Source organism: Sulfitobacter sp. 1A15299, from assembly GCF_043556915.1.
GTDB lineage: Bacteria > Pseudomonadota > Alphaproteobacteria > Rhodobacterales > Rhodobacteraceae > Sulfitobacter.
Window position 1 is genome coordinate 144,507 of the sequence record NZ_JBIFFJ010000003.1, and the last position, 15,936, is coordinate 160,442.

A 15,936-nucleotide genomic window follows, 5' to 3' on the forward strand; every position below is an offset into this window, starting at 1 on the left:
CGGTAAACCCAACCAGACGTTATGTGCAGAAACTCGCCGAATTATGGTATAAATTGGGCCGGAGCCCGCCGCCCCTACCCGATCTTGTGGGCAATGGCGAGCTGGGCAGCGGCCAAACGTGCAACTGGTACGCGAAATGGCGAACAGGAAACATAATCGAACCCCGATTCGCGGCAAAAGGCGATGGATTCGGGGTTGCCGCCATGCTCACCACAGATGGAAAGGGTGATTCCGGGCTGCGCCCTGCGCCCTCTTTCCGCCCCAAGTTGCAGCAATTCGCCGACCCCATCGGTGTCAAGCACATGGAACGGGTCCTCCGGGTAGACCCCCTGTTGCACGTAGTTCGACATGAAGCGGCCCGCATCGTCGCGCGAAAGGCCGTAGGTCATCTGCGTCAGGTCGTTGGTCCCGAAGCTGAGGAAGGCGCAATGCGGCGCGATGTCGGCAGCACGCAGACAAGCGCGCGGGGTCTCGACCATGACGCCGAGGCGGTAGGTAAAGCTCGCGTCACGCTCGCTGCGCACGGCGGCGGCCACGGCATCAACGCTGGCTTTGACCAGTTCAACCTCGCGCCGGGCGCTGACCAGCGGGATCATGATCTCGGGCACCACCGGCTCGCCATCGCGGCTGGCCTCGATCGTGGCCTCGAAAATGGCGCGGGCCTGCATCTCATAGATTTCGGGCACGGTGACCCCGAGCCGCACGCCGCGCAGGCCGAGCATCGGGTTATACTCTGTCATCGCCGCCACGCGGCGGGTCACATCGGACATCTGAAGGCCAAGCGCCTCGGCCAATTCGCGCTGCCCGGCCTTGTCGGAGGGCAGGAATTCATGCAGCGGCGGGTCGAACAGACGGATGCAGACCGGCTGGCCCTGCATGATACGGAAAAGCTGGGTGAAATCCTCGCGCTGCATGGGCAGCAGACGTTCCAGCACGGCGCGGCGGTCCTCGCCGCTTTCGGCAAAGATCATCTCGCGCATCACTGTCAGGCGCCCGGGCTCGAAGAACATATGCTCGGTCCGGCACAGGCCGATGCCATGGGCGTTGAAGTTGCGCGCGGTCTGGGCGTCGGTCGGCGTGTCGGCATTGGCGCGAATGCCGATGTCGGCCACGTCCTCGGCCCAGCCCATCAGCCGGTTGAAGGTATCGTCGAGCGCGGCCTCCTGCATCTTGGCCGCCCCCGCCAGCACCTGCCCGGTGGAGCCATCGACAGTGACCTGATCGCCTTCGACAAAGACCCGCCCGTCGGGGGCAATGATCTGCCGTTGGGTCACCACAAAGCGCATGTTCGAGGCACCGACCACGCAAGGCAGCCCCATGCCGCGGCCGATCACCGCCGCATGGCTGGTGATGCCGCCGCGTTCGGTCAAGACGGCGGCAGCGGCATGCATGCCGCGAATGTCCTCGGGGGACGTCTCACGCCGGACGAGGATACAAGGCTCCCCGCGTGCGGCGCTGGCCTGCGCGTCACTGGCGGAAAAGACGATCCGCCCGGTCGCCGCGCCGGGGCTGGCGGCGATGCCGCGCCCGATCACGTCCCGCTTGGCGCTTGGGTCAACTTGGCGGTGCAGCAGTTCCGAGAGCGTGCGCGGCTGCACCCGCATGAGCGCCTCCTCGCGGCTGATGATCCCCTCATCGGCCAGCGCCACGGCGATGCGCACAGCAGCGCGAGAGGAACGCGCGACCTTCACACCGTCCAGGATATGCAGCTTGCCCTGATCGATCACGAATTCGACCTGCATCTCGGCCCGCAGACGCTTGCGCATCAGTGCTGCGTGATCCTTCAACTCCGCAAAGGCTTCGGGCACCAATTCTTCAAGCGATGGCCCGCGTGGATCGCGGGTGAGATACATCGCCGCCGCATCGCCTTCGAGCGCGTCGCGGCCTTGGCTCTGGCTCAGATAGCGCCCGGTGATCTGCGGCAGGCCGGTGTCGCTGTCGACCAGTTGCAACACGCCCGAGCCGCATTGCCCCTGCCCCACGCCAAAGGCCATCTCTTGCACCACCAGCCCCAGCCCCGCATCCGCGGGCGCGCCCTTGGCCTGCCTGAGCAGCCGCGCCGAGGTGCCGTTCCACGCCCGCGCCATCGAGCGCAGCACGGCGGCCAGTTGCGTTGCCGGGTCTTGGGGAAAACGCTCTTCGGTTTCGGCCTCATAGGCACGCAGGGATTCCATCAGCGCCGCGCGGCCATCGCCATTCACATCGTCGAACATATCCGGATCGAGACGGGCCACATTGACCGCGTAGGACTGCACGAAACGCGAATAAAGCGCCGCCGCTGGCCCTTCGCCAATGGTGCCCGCATAGCTTTCAAACAGCGCGTCGTTGATCCCGATGTTCAGCACCGCCCCCGGCCCGCCCCAATCGGGGTCTTGGCTGGAGGGCCGCACGCAAAGCAGCGCGCCTTTCGGGAACTGATCGACCACCGCCTGCACGTCGGGCATCTGCCCCCGCGCGATCTGCTGCACCGCATCAAAGGACAGCGCGATGGTGCGCGGCACGGGCAGGTCAAGCCGCACGAGACGTTGCAAACATTTCGCCCGCCCGCCGTGGGTGGTATTGGCAATCGGCGCGGTGGGGGTCACCAGCGTGGTATGGGGGTCGTTCTGCACTGCGGCACCTTAATCGTTCCGGTGCAGCATAGGGGTTGATGCAGAAGGGGCAAGGGATCTCGCCCCCTCTGGGGTCAGCCGTCCAGTTTGGTCAAGTCCGCCACGGCGCTACAGATCGTGCGGATGCGGCTCAGCAGATTAAGCCGGTTGCGCCGCACCGTGGGGTTCTCGGCGTTGACCTGCACCGCCTCGAAAAACGCATCGATCGGCCCGCGCAATTCTGCCATGGCCGCCATCGCGGTCGAGAAATCCTGCGCCGCCATCGCCGGGGTGATCTTGGCCTCTGCCTTGTCGAGTGCGGCGAAGAGGTCTTTCTCGGCCTCCGTCTCGGCAAACTTCGGATCGGCGCCAAAGGAGTATTCCACGCCGTCGGCCTCTTCAGCTTGGCTAAGGATGTTGTTGGCGCGTTTGAAGCCTTGGATCAGGTTTTCGCCATCGTCGGTTTTGAGCGTTTCCGACAGGGCGCGGGCGCGTTTGACCAGCAGGGTGAGATCGTCGCTGCCGTCCATCGCGATGCAGGCGTCGATGATGTCGTGACGGATGCCTTGGTCGCGGAGGTAGACTTTGAGGCGGTCGTGGATGAAGCCCAAAATGTCCGCGGTATCGGCCCGACCCGCGTCGCGCTTGCCGACGATCTCGGCGCTTTGCGCCAGCACGTCGTTTAGCGATAGAGACACATCATTCTCAACCAAAATCCGGATCACGCCCAATGCCGCACGGCGCAGCGCGAAGGGATCCTTGCTCCCGGTCGGCTTCTCATCAATCGCCCAGAACCCGGTCAACTTGTCGATCTTCTCGGCCAAAGCCACGGCAATCGACACAGGCGCCGTCGGCACATCATCGGACGGCCCGAGCGGCGCGTAGTGGTCCTTGGCCGCATCCGCCACCGCGTCCGACATCCCCGCGCGGCGGGCGTAGTAGCTGCCCATCAGGCCCTGCAACTCGGGGAATTCGTAGACCATCTCGGAACTGAGGTCGGCCTTGGCGACGCGGGCGGCCTTTTCGGCTTCATCGGCATCGGCACCGACCAGCGGCGCCAACTCGCGCGAGAGCGTCGCCATGCGGTCAATCAACTCGGCTTGCGTGCCCAGCTTGTTGTGGAAAGTGACGTTCTCCAACGCCTTGACCCATGTCTCCATCCCCGCGCCGGTGGTGACGCTGCGCAGGTCGTTGTCCCAGAAGAATTTCGCATCCGACAGCCGCGCGCCGAGCACTTTTTCGTTGCCCGCAAGGATCGTCGCACCCTCATCGGCGGTGGTGCGGTTGGCGACGGTGACGAACCGCTCGATCTGCCCCGACTTCGGGTTGCGGACCGAGAAGAACTTCTGGTGCTCCTTCATCGAGGTCTGCAACACCTCAGGCGGCAGGCCGAGGAAATCCTCGCCGATCCGGCCCATCAGCACGACGGGGTATTCCACGAGCCCCGCGACCTCGGCCAGCAGCCCTGCGTCTTCGACGACTTCAAGCCCGGCGGCAAAGGCCATGTTGGTGGCGTCATGCCAGATCGTATCGGCCCGCGCGGCGGGGTCGAGCACGACAAAGGCGCGGGCGAGCTTGTCTTGATAATCCTCAAACCCCGAGACTTCGATCTCATCGGGCGCGAGGAACCGATGGCCGCGCGTGGTATTTCCGGCGGTGATCCCGTCGATGGTCAACGGCACGACCTCGGCCCCGGCCTCATCGCTGATGACACAGAGGATGGAATGCAGCGGGCGGACCCATTTCAGGCTGCCGCTGCCCCACCGCATCGACTTGGGCCAGGGGAAGTTGCGGATGGTCTGTTCCAGCACCTCGGCCACGATCTCGGCCGCCGGGCGGCCCGGCTTTTCGATCTTGGCGAAGAGCACCTTACCCTTGGGCGTGTCGCGTTCCTCAAGCTGGTCGCGGGTCAGGCCCGCGCCGCGCAGGAAACCTTCGATCGCCTTTTCTGGTGCATCGGCCTTCGGGCCTTTGCGCTCCTCGACCTGCCGGGGGCTGGCGGCGAGCATGTCGCCAAGCGCCAATGTCAGTCGGCGCGGGGTGGTGAAAACGGCGGCGGAGCCATAGGTCAGACCGGCCTCGACCAAACCATTGGTCACCAGCTTTTGCAGGTCTTCGCCCGCGCGTTTCTGCATCCGCGCAGGAATTTCTTCGGAAAACAGTTCAATCAGCAGATCTGGCACGGGCGGCCCCCAATTCTTGCCGCGACGGCGGCGTCTCATCGGGGGCTTGGATAACGAGTGCTAGGCGGAGGGTCTAGCCCCCCGCCCCGCGTTTAATCCAACAAGGTGCGGATATCGGGGTCAGAGAATTTCGGCACCACGCGATAGCCCGCTTCGACGAAGTTATAGACCGCGAAACCGATCAACCCCAGCCCGGCCCCGCCCAGAAGGAAGCGCCCAAAGGCCATGCCGCGCAGGTCTTGCAGCGCCTCGCCCAGACCACCCGCCTGTTCGGGATTGGCGGTCAGCGCCGCATAGCCCAGCGAAAAGGCGACCAGCGCGAGAATGCCGCCATAGACGACAAGGCCAATTTTCACGATGGGGTCGATGCTTTCGGTGAAATGGGTGCGCGCCAAATGGCCCTTATACTTCCCGCTCAGCCCTTTGTAGGCGTAGTAAATCCCCGCGCCCAAAAGGATCAGCGCACCGGCGGCCACGACATAGCGCCCGGCAGGCATGGCCATCAGCTTTTGCGTCCAGTCTTGCGCGGAATTGCCGCCGGAGTTCTTGCCGCTCATCGCCAGAGCGAGAACCGAAACGCCGATACCGCCGTGGATCAGCCCGGTCGTGATCTGCCCCAGCCGCGCGATCAGCCCCTTGGCGTCGGTGCCGTGGTCTTCGACATCTTTCACGCCCGCGGCCACACGCCAGACCAGATAGGCAAGCAGCCCGATGCCGATGGCAAATAGCGCGGGGATGCCATAGGGCTCATCCCGCAGCGCCGCGAGGGCGTCTTTCGTCCCCGAGGCTTGGGTGCTTTTGAGCGCGGCCAAAAGCGCCAGCGCGCCGACGATCGTATAGATCACCCCGCGCGCGCCATAGCCCGCGCGCATCACCCATTTCAGCCCCTCATGTGTTTTCTCTGACATTTTCGCCCCCGATCTATGTGGGGACAAGCGTTCAGCAGCGCCAAAAAGTTCCGCCGAAAGGGGCCGCGGGTGGCGATAAGATCAGTCGGCGGGGCGTTCGGGGCAGGCTTCGCCCACCACGGTGCCGTCATAGGACTTCTCACCGCAGTCATTCAGCTCATGCCAGATATAGCCGCGCCCGTCGTCGGTCAGCGCCACGATCCGGTCGACGCCGTAGTGCACGTTCTTGCCGCCGAGGAAGGTCAGCGCGCTGCCCGCCGCGATCTCGGCCCCGATGGCGGGGGCGTCGAAACAATCGAACCAGCCAGGCGCGTTGCGCGGATCGGTATGGTCGGTCATCTCATAGGTCTCGGTCGCCATGGCAAGGCTGATGTCATGCTCGAAACAGGCGCGGAACCGGATCGGGGAACTGTCGGCGTCGATGGCCTGTAGCTTCGCCGCCGCGATCTCCTCCGGCTCCTGCGTCGTCAGAGAGACGAGTTCGACCTTGGCCTCGGGCACATCGTGGTAAAAGCCGTAGATCTGAAGGTAATAGAGCGCCGCACCGGCGATCACTGCGGAGACGAGGATCACGATGCCAACAATCTTCCCGCTCATGCCGCGCTGTCCGCCTCGGGCGTCCAGCCGCCGGCGCGGGTCTGGACGAAGGCATCGGCGCATTGCTTGGCCAAGCCGCGCACCCGCCCGATATAAGCCTGCCGCTCGGTGACCGAGATCACGCCACGCGCGTCGAGCAGGTTAAAGATATGGCTGGCCTTGATGCATTGGTCATAGGCCGGATGTGCCATGACGATGCGCTTGCCGGTCTTGGGGTCTTCGGCGGGCTGTTCGAGGATGAATTTGCAATGGGCCTCGGCCTCGTTGAACTGATCGAGCAGCACCTCGGTATTGGCCGTGTCGAAGTTCCAGCGCGCGAATTCCTCTTCGGTCTGTTTGAACACATCGCCATAGGTCAGCGGGATCGGCGCGTCGGGGCTGTTAAAGGGCATGTCCATGACGTGATCGACGCCCAGCACATACATCGCCAGCCGCTCCAGCCCGTAGGTCAACTCGCCCGAGACAGGGTGGCAGTCATGGCCGCCGACCTGTTGGAAATAGGTGAACTGCGAGACTTCCATGCCGTCGCACCAGACCTCCCAGCCCAGTCCCCAAGCGCCGAGCGTCGGGCTTTCCCAATCGTCTTCGACAAAGCGGATGTCATGCAGCGCCATGTCGATGCCGATGGCCTCGAGCGAGCCGAGGTAGAGGTCTTGCAGATTGGGGGGGCTTGGTTTGATCAGCACTTGATACTGGTAATAATGCTGCAAACGGTTCGGGTTCTCGCCATAGCGCCCATCCGTGGGGCGGCGCGAGGGCTGAACATAGGCCGCGGCCCAAGGCTGGGTGCCCAGGCTGCGCAGCGTGGTGGCCGGGTGGAAGGTGCCCGCGCCCACTTCCATGTCGTAGGGTTGCAGCACCGCGCAGCCCTGCCGCGCCCAATAGCTTTGCAAAGCAAGGATGATCTCTTGGAAAGAGCGTGGTTTCTGCGCTGCGTCAGACATGGTGATTGCCCCTTAATGATGCGCGCCTTTCCTACGTCTGCAAACCATGGGGGTCAATCACAGCTTTATCAGAATTTCGCCCCCTTTTGCATGGCATTCGCGCCGCTTTCCGGCGTAGTCTGGCTCGGATTTGGTTTTGCGAGAGTTGAGTGACGATGAAGCGAATTCTACCTGCCCCCGTGGCGATCTTCTTGGCCCTGAGCCTGATCTGGGCTGGCCTTGCGCGGGCGCAATCGGCAGAGGATGTCGTTTGGGTTCAGATCGAAGCGCAGCCGTCCTTGGCTGAGGCCACGGACCGGGCCCGCGCCTATGAGACCCTGTTGGATGACGTGAATGGCTTTGCCTTGGGCGGCGGCTGGTACGGCATTGCCGTGGGCCCCTACCGGCGCGAAGACGCGGAACTGGTGCGGCGCAGCTATGTGCGCGACGGTCTGGTGCCGCGCGACAGCTTCATCCAGCAATCCAGCCGTTTCCAGCAGCAGTTCTGGCCCGTCGGCGACAACGTTCTGGAGACCGGCGTGATCGACGCGCCCGTGGGCGTAGATGGCAATGCGCCAGAGGAAGCCGCCGCAGCCAGCACTACCCCCGATGTCACGACAACCCCGCTTGATCCCGCAGGGACGGAGGGTGAAACCGAAGCCGCAGAGGCCGAGAGCGCCCCGGCCCCCACCCCGCCCGAACCGGATGAGACCCCGGCAGAAGCGCGCCGTTCGGAACGCGCCCTTTCGGCGCAGGAGCGCAAGGATTTACAAATCGCCCTGCAATGGGCCGGATTTTACGACGCCGCGATTGATGGCGCTTTCGGCCGGGGCACCCGCGCCTCTATGGGGGCATGGCAGGCGGCGAACGGATATGACGAAACCGGCGTACTGACCACCCGCCAGCGCGCCGCGCTGATGGCGCAGTATAATGCCGTGCTCGACGGGCTGGGCCTGCAACTGGTGCGCGACGAGAAGGCCGGGATCGAGATCATGATGCCCACCGCCGAAGTCGACTTCGCCCGCTACGAGCCGCCCTTTGCCCATTACGACAGCAGCGGCAACATCGGCGCGCGGGTCTTGTTGATCAGCCAGCCGGGCAATCAAGATACGCTCTACGGCCTCTACGACATCATGCAAACGCTTGAGATCGTCCCCTTGGATGGCCCGCGCGAACGCAAGCGCAATTCCTTTGAACTGATCGGCGAGAACGGCAGCATCATCAGCCAGACACAGGTCTCGCTTGAGAATGGTCGGATCAAGGGCTTCACCCTGATCTGGCCTGCCGGGGACGAAGACCGCCGCCGCCGTGTGGTGGCCGAGATGTCGAAAAGCCTCACGCGCCTGCCCGGCGTGCTCGACGCCGCCGCTGGCAACAACGATACGCAGGCGATTGATCTGGTCGCCGGTCTGCAAATCCGCCAACCCAAGATCGCCCGCAGCGGCTTTTTCATTGATGGCAATGGCGCGGTCGTCACAACCAGCGAAGTCGTGGCCTCCTGCGGGCGGGTGACGCTGGACGCCGATACCGATGCCACGGTGGTCGCCACCGATGAGGCGCGCGGCCTTGCCCTGCTCAAACCCGAGAGCCGCCTCGCCCCGCTGGCCGTGGCCGAGTTCAGCAACGCAGCCCCGCGCCTGCAATCGGAAATCTCCGTCGCGGGCTACTCCTACGAAGGGGTGCTGAGCGCCGCGACCCTGACCTTTGGCGCCCTGTCGGACCTCAAGGGGCTGGACGGGGATGAGACCCTCAAACGCCTGTCGGTCAAGGCCCAGCCGGGTGATGCCGGAGGGCCGGTGTTCGACGAGAATGGCCATGTCGTGGGCATGCTGCTTCCCCAAAGCGATGCTGACCGCAAACTCCCCGAAGACGTAAGCTTTGCCCTTGATGGCGATGTGATCCTCAAGGCCGCGCAAGACGCAGGTCTGGGCAGCACACAGGCGCAAGGGGCCACAGGCCCGATCGCGCCGCGCGACCTGACCCTGCGCGCGCAGGGCATGACCGTCTTGGTCAGCTGTTGGGAGTAACGCGGGCGGCGCAGCGCCTGTCGCGAGCAAATCAAAGGGCGGTGCCATCGGCGCCGCCCTTTCACGTTTCAGGCGCGCCAGAACTTGGCGGTGAACATGACGTAGACCGCCATTAGCTCCAGCCGCCCGATCCACATGGCGATGATCAAAATCCATTTCGCCGTGTCGTTAAGGCTGCTGAAATTCCCCGCCGGGCCGATGATCTCTCCCAACCCCGGGCCGATGTTCGCCAGCGCCGCCGCCGCCCCTGAAACGGAGGTGACGAAGTCCAATCCCGTCAGGCTCAACGCGACCGAGATCAGGCCGAGCGATACGACGAAGAACATGAAGAAGGCCATCACAGAGCTTAGCACGTCCGCCCCCACCGGGCGGCCATCGTAGCGTGGGGTAAACACGCCATGGGGCGAGCGGATCCGCCGGAGTTGCGCGCGGATCGACGCAAAAAGCAGTTGATAGCGGAAGATCTTGATCGAACAGGTCGTCGAGCCCGCGCAGCCGCCGATCAGACCGATGAAAAAGAACAGCGCCACCGCAAAGCTGCCCCATTGCATATAGTCTGCCGAAGCATAGCCGGTGCCCGAGATGATCGAGGTGATGTTGAATAATGCTTCGCGCACAACCCGCTCGGAATCATAGGTCGTGGCGCTGCGCAGAACGAAAAAGACGATCACCACCAGAAAGGTCATCGTCATGAAAAAGCCGCGCACCTGCGGGTCGCGGTGCAGGGCCACGGGGTTGCCGTTGATCAGCTGCACATAGCGCACGAAGGGCAACGCGGCGAGGATCATGAAAATCACGGCAACATATTCGGCAGCGCCGGAAAAGGTGCTGAATGAGGCATCGTAATTTGAAAAACCACCCGTGGAGACCGTGGTCAGCGCATGAACCGTCGCGTCAAAGGTGGTCATCCCAAGGGCCAGATAGCTCAGCATGCAGGCCAGCGTGAGCCACAGGTAGATCACCGAGATCTGCGTCGCGATCTGCCCTGCGCGGGGCAAAATTTTCCCAAAGGTGTCAAAGGATTCGGATTTGAAGATCTGCATACCACCGACCCGCAGCTCGGGCAGGAAGACCATGGCGACGACAACGATACCGATGCCGCCCAGCCATTGCAGGATCCCGCGCCAGATCAGCAGCCCTTTGGGCAGGTCTTCCAACCCGGTCAGCACCGTGGCCCCGGTCGTCGTCAGCCCCGACATCGCCTCGAACATCGCGTCGGTCACGCTGGCCTCGGTCGCGCCCAGCACGAAAGGCAGCGCCCCGAAGAGCGGCAGCATCAACCAGACGCTGGTGGTCAGCATGAATGTCTGTTGAATGGTGAGCCCTTCACGGACCCCATTGGCGCTAGCGAGGGCGATCATCCCGCCACCCAGCGTCGTGATCAAGGCGCTTTCGACGAAAACCCACCAATGGCCCCGGCCCTCGGCCAGATCGACCAAGATCGGAATGATCATGGCAAGGCCAAGCACGGCCACCAAAAGGCCCACGACATATCCGACAGGTCGTATATCCAACATGCGCGCAGCGTTGGCTTGGCCGCTCGTCGCTGTCAAGCCGAGACGGGACCGGGGCGTGATTTGGCCCCGGTCCGTGTCGTCTTAGATGTAGTAGAGGTCTTTGAAAACGTGGTGAACGATGTCGTCACGCTTGATGCCCATGGCGGCCAGTTCTTCGTCGCTTTTCGCTTGCAGGGCTTGGACCTGCTCAAAACGGCGTTGGGCGGTGGAGCCCATCATGATGCCATGGCCGATCCCCGCGAAAAAGCGGCGCAGACCGGCGCCGGCGCGCCGCAGCCCTTCGAGGGGAGAGACGGAGTGGGCGGGGTGAGCAGTGCTCTGGTAGGTCATCTGATTGCCTTTGCAATTTCCAGTATTTCGATGACCGCTAGATAGGCAATGCTGCGCCGCAGCAGAACCGACGTTTTCGCATAGCCGATGGTCGGGCTTTGCAGGGCTGGCAGGGAGATATTCGCCATTTCTGCGCTAAGACTGGCGGAATGCCCCCCAAAGGGGCGCAGCGCGAGACGCGGACAACCTACGCGCGATTGTCGGGCCCGTGCCGGATCAGCCGACGTGAAAGAGCGTGTTGAAAAGCTTGGGGTCGATGCTCTGCGCTGCAAAGGTCTCACCTTGGGTCAGCACGCTGATCGCATCGTGGCTGTGCAGGCTTTCCTGATGGCTGGCGACGATGCGGAAATCGCCCACCCGGCCATCGGCCAAGAGTTGCTCGCAAAAGAGCCGCGCGGCATCCTCGACAAAGATCGGATTGGCGGCGTTCAGCTCGGCGAAGGCCTGTTCGTCTTCGCGTTTGACCATGACCTGCGTCTCCGTCGGCACGGCACGGCGGCAAATCTCGATCAGGTCTTCGAACCACAGGCAATCGCCCTCGTCCCGCGTCTCGACCGATATCCGCGCGACGGAGCGCTGCGAATGCGGCGTCGCCAACTGCCCTCGGGTCTGGCGCGCGTGTTCGCTCAGTTCCAACGAACAGGGGCAGGTGCTGGAATAGACATAGTCGAGATGCACGATCTTCTTGCGCTCGCCGTTCTGTTCGACCAGCTCAAGCGCGATGTCGTAATACTGATAACCCGTGAGGCCCGAGCGCAGGCTGCCAATCTTCATCGGGAAGGAAAAGCGCATCTGAATCCGGGCGTCCAGGCTCTCCAAATCGGCTTTGTAATCATCCAGCGCCGCTTCGATCACCTCAAAGCTGAAGGTGGCTTCGGCATGGCGGTAGAAGCTGCGCATGATGCGGGACATGTTGATGCCCTTCTTTTCCGCATCGAGCGAGACGGTGCCGGTGACCGAGGTCTCAAGCCGCAGATCCCCGCCCTCGCGGCTGCGGTAGCGGATCGGCAGGCGGAAGTTCGAGATGCCGACATGCTGGATCAACTGCTGCGCGCCGCGGATCAGGCTGGAGGGGCCGTTTTGCAGATCCGGCAGGCTGGCGCGGTAGTTGTCGCCCGCGGTGAAATCTTCGGGATAGGCGCGGCTGAGGGCGGGATATTCGGCAGGAGCCAGCATCCGCGCCATGGCCGGGTCCAGCGCCGCAATCTCAGCCGGGGTGGCCGTTTCGGCCCAAGCGCGCAGCGTGGCGAGCGCGGACTGCGCCGCCTCCCGGTCCGGTGTCTCGGACATTTCAGTCACGATGTTCATTGCGCGGCCCTCCGGTCTGTCGCTCTCAATGTATGATGCGCGGGGCCAAAATGCCACCGCGCCCGCGACACATCAGGTCAGGCTTGCGCCGCCGCGTCCAAGGCCTGCAGCAGATCGGCCTTGAGATCGCCGCTATATTCCAGCCCCACGCTGATCCGCACCAGCCCCGGCGTGATGCCCAAAAGGTCTTTGGTTTCCTGCGGTAGACGCTGGTGGGTGGTGGTGGCCGGATGGGTGACGATGGTCTTGGCATCGCCAAGGTTGTTTGAGATCACGCCCACCTTCAGCGCGTTCAGGAAAGCGAAAGCCGCCGCCTTGCCGCCCTTGAGGTCGATGGACAGCACCGTGCCCCCTGCCCCCATCTGGCGCATCGCCAGCGCGTTCTGCGCATGGCCCGCAAGACCCGGGTAGAGCACCCGCGCCAAGGCTGCGTGACCGCTCAGCGCTTCGGCCAGTTCCTGTGCGCTGGCCGCCTGCGCCCGCACCCGCAGGTCGATGGTCTCCAACCCTTTAAGCATGATCCAAGCTGTGAAGGGGCTCATCGAGCCGCCGGTATGTTTCATGTAAGGCTCAAGCGTGCCACGAATGAAATCGCGGCTGCCGAGCACCACACCGCCAAGCGCACGGCCCTGCCCGTCGATATGTTTGGTCGCGGAATAGACCACTACATCCGCCCCTTGCGAGATCGCGCGCGAGAAGACCGGCGTGGCAAAGACATTGTCGACCACCACCAGCGCGCCCTTGGCATGGGCGAGCTTGGACACGGCTTCGATGTCGATCACTTCAAGCGTGGGGTTGGCCACGGATTCAAAGAACACCGCGCGGGTGTCCTCGCGGATCGCGGCCTCCCAAGCAGAGAGATCGCTGCCGTCGACGAAAGTGACCTCCACCCCGTAGCGGCCAAGGATCTCTTCTAGCACATAGATACAAGACCCGAACAGCGCCCGGGCCGAGACGACATGATCGCCCGCCTTCAGCATCGAGATCAGCGCGCCCGACACCGCCGCCATGCCGCTGGCGGTGGCAAAGGCATCCTCGGCCCCTTCCAACGTGGCGATGCGGTCCTCGAACATGGCGACCGTGGGGTTGCCGTAGCGGGCATAGATGAACTCATCCGGGCCGATCTCTTCGAAACGCGCTTCGGCCTGTTCGGCGCTGTCATAGACAAAACCTTGGGTCAGGTAGATCGCTTCGCTCACCTCGCCATATTGGCTGCGGCGGGTGCCTGCGTGGATCGCTTGGGTGCGCGGGTGACGGTCGTTGCTCATCTCTCTCATCCTTCCGGCCCGACCTCGCGGGCATAAAAAAACCCCAGACGCGGCCAAGCGAAAGGGGTCTTTCATCCTGACCTTTTAGCGGCATGTTTAACGTGGCCCACAATCCGGTAACAAATCGCCACGCGGGGTGGATTACGCCGCGCGACGCTACAGGTCAACAGTTTCGCGCGGGGCACTCGTTAAATTCGGGTCAGCCTTGGTCTTTCTTCTCGCCGTAGGCTTCGAACAGCTTGCCCTGCGCCATGAAGAAAACGAAAATCGCCGCCGTCAGGCCGAAGGTCTTGAAATAGACCCATGTGTCGGTCGAAAAGAACCGCCAGATCACCTCATTCGCCAGCGCCAGACCAAAGAAGAAGTACATCAGCCGTTTGGTCAGCAGCATCCACCCTTCATCGCGCAGAGGCATCATCTCTTCCATGACGTATTTCAGGTAGGATTGCCCGCGCAGCAGGCCGACCGCCAGAAGGCCGCCGAAAAGCACATAGATCAGCGTCGGCTTCATCTTGAAGAAGCGGTCGTCGTTCAGCCAGACCGACAGCCCGCCAAAGATCACCACCAGCACCACGGTAGCGACCTGCATCCGGCTGAGCTTGCCCGTCAGCGCCCAAAGCGCGCCGGTCGAGAGTACCAGCAGCGGCACGAACATCGCGGTGACGACGATAAAGCCGTCATACGCCGTCCCGCCGAAGGTATAGGTGTTATCCTTGAGCCACAGATAGGCCACGAGGAAGGCCAGCACCGGCCCGTATTCCAAGCCCGCCCGCAGCATTGGGTTGATCTCTCTTGGTTCTGACATGCCTGTTCCTTCAGCCGCCCATTTCAACAATCACCGCCCCGGCTGCGATCAGCGCCATCAGCGCGATGCGGCGCGGGCCGACGGTTTCTTTCAGCACCAGCACCCCGATCAGCGCGGCAAAGACGGTCGAGGTCTCGCGCAGCACCGCCGCCTCGCCCACCTTGTCGAGCCGCGTGGCCAGCATGACCGACCCGAAACTCGCGAATGCGATGATCCCCCCGATAAAGCCGCGCAGCATCAGCGGCGCCACTTCGGGCGGGTTCTCCATCCTATGCCAGCGCCGCCATGCGATCACTGGCATCACCAGCCCGTCGATCATGAAAAACCATGCGAGGAAGGTGAAGGGATCCGCCGTGGCGCGGATGCCATATGCGTCATATGTGGTGTAAAGCGCCACGAACAAGCCCGTAAGCACTGCAAGGCCCAAGGCCGCGTGCAGCGTATCCCGCGCCGCGACCAGATTGCGCAGGTTATAAAGGGCAAGGCCGAAGATACCGCTCAAGAGCACCGCCACACCCAGCCATTGCACCGCATTGAACCGCTCGCCAAAGATCAGATAGGCGCCGACCACGGCAAAGAGCGGCCCCGTGCCACGCACCACCGGGTAGACCACCGTATAGGCGCCCTTGGTATAGGCCCATGCCTGCAACAGCTTGTAGATCACATGGATCACGAAAGCGCCGAGGAAGATCACCCACATATGCGGCTCGGGCCATGGCACGACGAACAGGGCGAAGGGGGCGGCCATCACGCCATAAGAGACGTCGATCGCCCCGCGCGTGAGCCACGGATCATGCCGCCCCTTTTGCAATGCGCCGAAAACCGCATGCAGGAAGGCGGCGGAAAGCGCGAGCCACAGGGCCGCGGTATGGCCCGCGGGGGTGCCTTCGATCGACAGGATCCAATCGGTCATCGCGGAACTCCCCCCTGAGCGAGAAGTTTATATTTCAAAGCCTTTAGCACTAACGGAATTTCCATGTTCGAAAGCCTGATCTCGGATCTCACCAACAGTTTTTCAAAAGTGCCGGTCACTGTTGCTGCCGCGCGGCTGCTGATGGCGGCCTTTCTGGCGGGCATCGTCGGATATGAGCGTGAGCGGCGCGACAAGCCTGCGGGGCTGCGGACCCATATCATGGTGGCCATCGCCGCCTGTCTGTTCATCATCATCGGGCAAGAGCTTGGCAGTCTGCAATTTGGCGAAGGCGACCAGATGCGTTTCGATCCGCTGCGCCTGATCGAAGCGGTGACCGCGGGCGTGGCCTTCCTTGCAGCGGGGATCATCTTCACCTCGAACGGTGAGGTGCGCAACATCACCACCGGCGCGTCGATGTGGCTGGCCGGGGCCATCGGCCTGTCCTGCGGCGCGGGGCAAATCCTGCTGGCCTGTCTGACCGCAGGGATTGTGGTGCTGGTTCTGACCGTTCTGCGCTGGATCGAACGAAAGCTTGGCACCCATGACTGAACAGGGCCGCCACTTTC

14 protein-coding genes and 1 riboswitch are annotated in these 15,936 nt (G+C 63.3%); of the genes, 2 read left to right on the forward strand and 12 right to left on the reverse strand.

Annotated elements, in window-relative coordinates; translation table 11 throughout:
- Nucleotides 1-74 precede the first annotated feature (74 nt).
- From ACGYK7_RS06080 to ACGYK7_RS06100, 5 genes are all read right to left on the reverse strand, one after another.
- Complete coding sequence (locus ACGYK7_RS06080) at nucleotides 75-2,612, reverse strand: putative PEP-binding protein (RefSeq protein ID WP_394399997.1); 2,538 nt, start codon at nucleotides 2,610-2,612, stop codon at nucleotides 75-77.
- Between the two features lie 74 nt (nucleotides 2,613-2,686).
- Nucleotides 2,687-4,774: a glycine--tRNA ligase subunit beta gene (gene glyS, locus ACGYK7_RS06085; RefSeq protein ID WP_394399999.1), complete on the reverse strand. Its 2,088-nt coding sequence runs from the start codon at nucleotides 4,772-4,774 to the stop codon at nucleotides 2,687-2,689.
- Between the two features lie 92 nt (nucleotides 4,775-4,866).
- Entirely contained in the window at nucleotides 4,867-5,682 is an 816-nt protein-coding gene (locus ACGYK7_RS06090; protein WP_394400001.1) for a DUF1206 domain-containing protein, read from the reverse strand.
- 81 nt (nucleotides 5,683-5,763) lie between these two features.
- Nucleotides 5,764-6,279: a DUF6446 family protein gene (locus ACGYK7_RS06095; RefSeq protein ID WP_394400003.1), complete on the reverse strand. Its 516-nt coding sequence runs from the start codon at nucleotides 6,277-6,279 to the stop codon at nucleotides 5,764-5,766.
- Complete coding sequence (locus tag ACGYK7_RS06100; RefSeq protein WP_394400005.1) at nucleotides 6,276-7,223, reverse strand: glycine--tRNA ligase subunit alpha; 948 nt, start codon at nucleotides 7,221-7,223, stop codon at nucleotides 6,276-6,278. Before ACGYK7_RS06100 ends, ACGYK7_RS06095 begins: the two co-directional genes overlap by 4 nt.
- Nucleotides 7,224-7,378: 155 nt before the next feature.
- On the opposite strand from ACGYK7_RS06100, the gene ACGYK7_RS06105 reads away from it, so the two are divergent.
- Nucleotides 7,379-9,229, forward strand: a complete 1,851-nt coding sequence (locus tag ACGYK7_RS06105) for a serine protease (RefSeq protein ID WP_394400007.1) — start codon at nucleotides 7,379-7,381, stop codon at nucleotides 9,227-9,229.
- Nucleotides 9,230-9,297: 68 nt separating this feature from the next.
- Here ACGYK7_RS06105 and ACGYK7_RS06110 read toward each other — a convergent pair whose 3' ends face one another.
- The 7 genes from ACGYK7_RS06110 to ACGYK7_RS06140 all read right to left on the reverse strand — a co-directional run bounded on the left by ACGYK7_RS06110 (nucleotide 9,298) and on the right by ACGYK7_RS06140 (nucleotide 15,370).
- On the reverse strand, nucleotides 9,298-10,746 hold the full coding sequence (locus ACGYK7_RS06110; RefSeq protein ID WP_394400009.1) for a TrkH family potassium uptake protein: 1,449 nt from the start codon (nucleotides 10,744-10,746) through the stop codon (nucleotides 9,298-9,300).
- Between the two features lie 81 nt (nucleotides 10,747-10,827).
- Nucleotides 10,828-11,076 (reverse strand): hypothetical protein, encoded by a 249-nt coding sequence (locus tag ACGYK7_RS06115; protein ID WP_394400011.1) that lies wholly within the window; start codon nucleotides 11,074-11,076, stop codon nucleotides 10,828-10,830.
- Entirely contained in the window at nucleotides 11,073-11,204 is a 132-nt protein-coding gene (locus tag ACGYK7_RS06120) for a hypothetical protein (RefSeq protein WP_394400013.1), read from the reverse strand. The genes ACGYK7_RS06115 and ACGYK7_RS06120 overlap by 4 nt, the downstream gene beginning before the upstream one ends.
- Nucleotides 11,205-11,292: 88 nt before the next feature.
- Complete coding sequence (gene folE2 / locus ACGYK7_RS06125; protein WP_271693344.1) at nucleotides 11,293-12,384, reverse strand: GTP cyclohydrolase FolE2; 1,092 nt, start codon at nucleotides 12,382-12,384, stop codon at nucleotides 11,293-11,295.
- 77 nt (nucleotides 12,385-12,461) lie between these two features.
- The gene (gene metZ, locus ACGYK7_RS06130; protein WP_394400015.1) at nucleotides 12,462-13,652 is read right to left on the reverse strand and encodes an O-succinylhomoserine sulfhydrylase; all 1,191 of its coding nucleotides are present in this window, start codon (nucleotides 13,650-13,652) and stop codon (nucleotides 12,462-12,464) included.
- A 64-nt stretch (nucleotides 13,653-13,716) separates the two neighbouring features.
- Nucleotides 13,717-13,793, reverse strand: a riboswitch (SAM riboswitch).
- Nucleotides 13,794-13,851: 58 nt separating this feature from the next.
- A complete protein-coding gene (locus ACGYK7_RS06135; protein WP_168611954.1) occupies nucleotides 13,852-14,457 on the reverse strand; it encodes an inner membrane-spanning protein YciB in 606 nt (201 codons plus the stop codon).
- Nucleotides 14,458-14,467: 10 nt separating this feature from the next.
- Nucleotides 14,468-15,370: a DMT family transporter gene (locus tag ACGYK7_RS06140; protein WP_271687782.1), complete on the reverse strand. Its 903-nt coding sequence runs from the start codon at nucleotides 15,368-15,370 to the stop codon at nucleotides 14,468-14,470.
- Between the two features lie 63 nt (nucleotides 15,371-15,433).
- Between ACGYK7_RS06140 and ACGYK7_RS06145 the strand changes: the two genes are divergently transcribed.
- On the forward strand, nucleotides 15,434-15,919 hold the full coding sequence (locus ACGYK7_RS06145) for an MgtC/SapB family protein (protein ID WP_394400018.1): 486 nt from the start codon (nucleotides 15,434-15,436) through the stop codon (nucleotides 15,917-15,919).
- The last annotated feature ends 17 nt before the right edge of the window (nucleotides 15,920-15,936 follow it).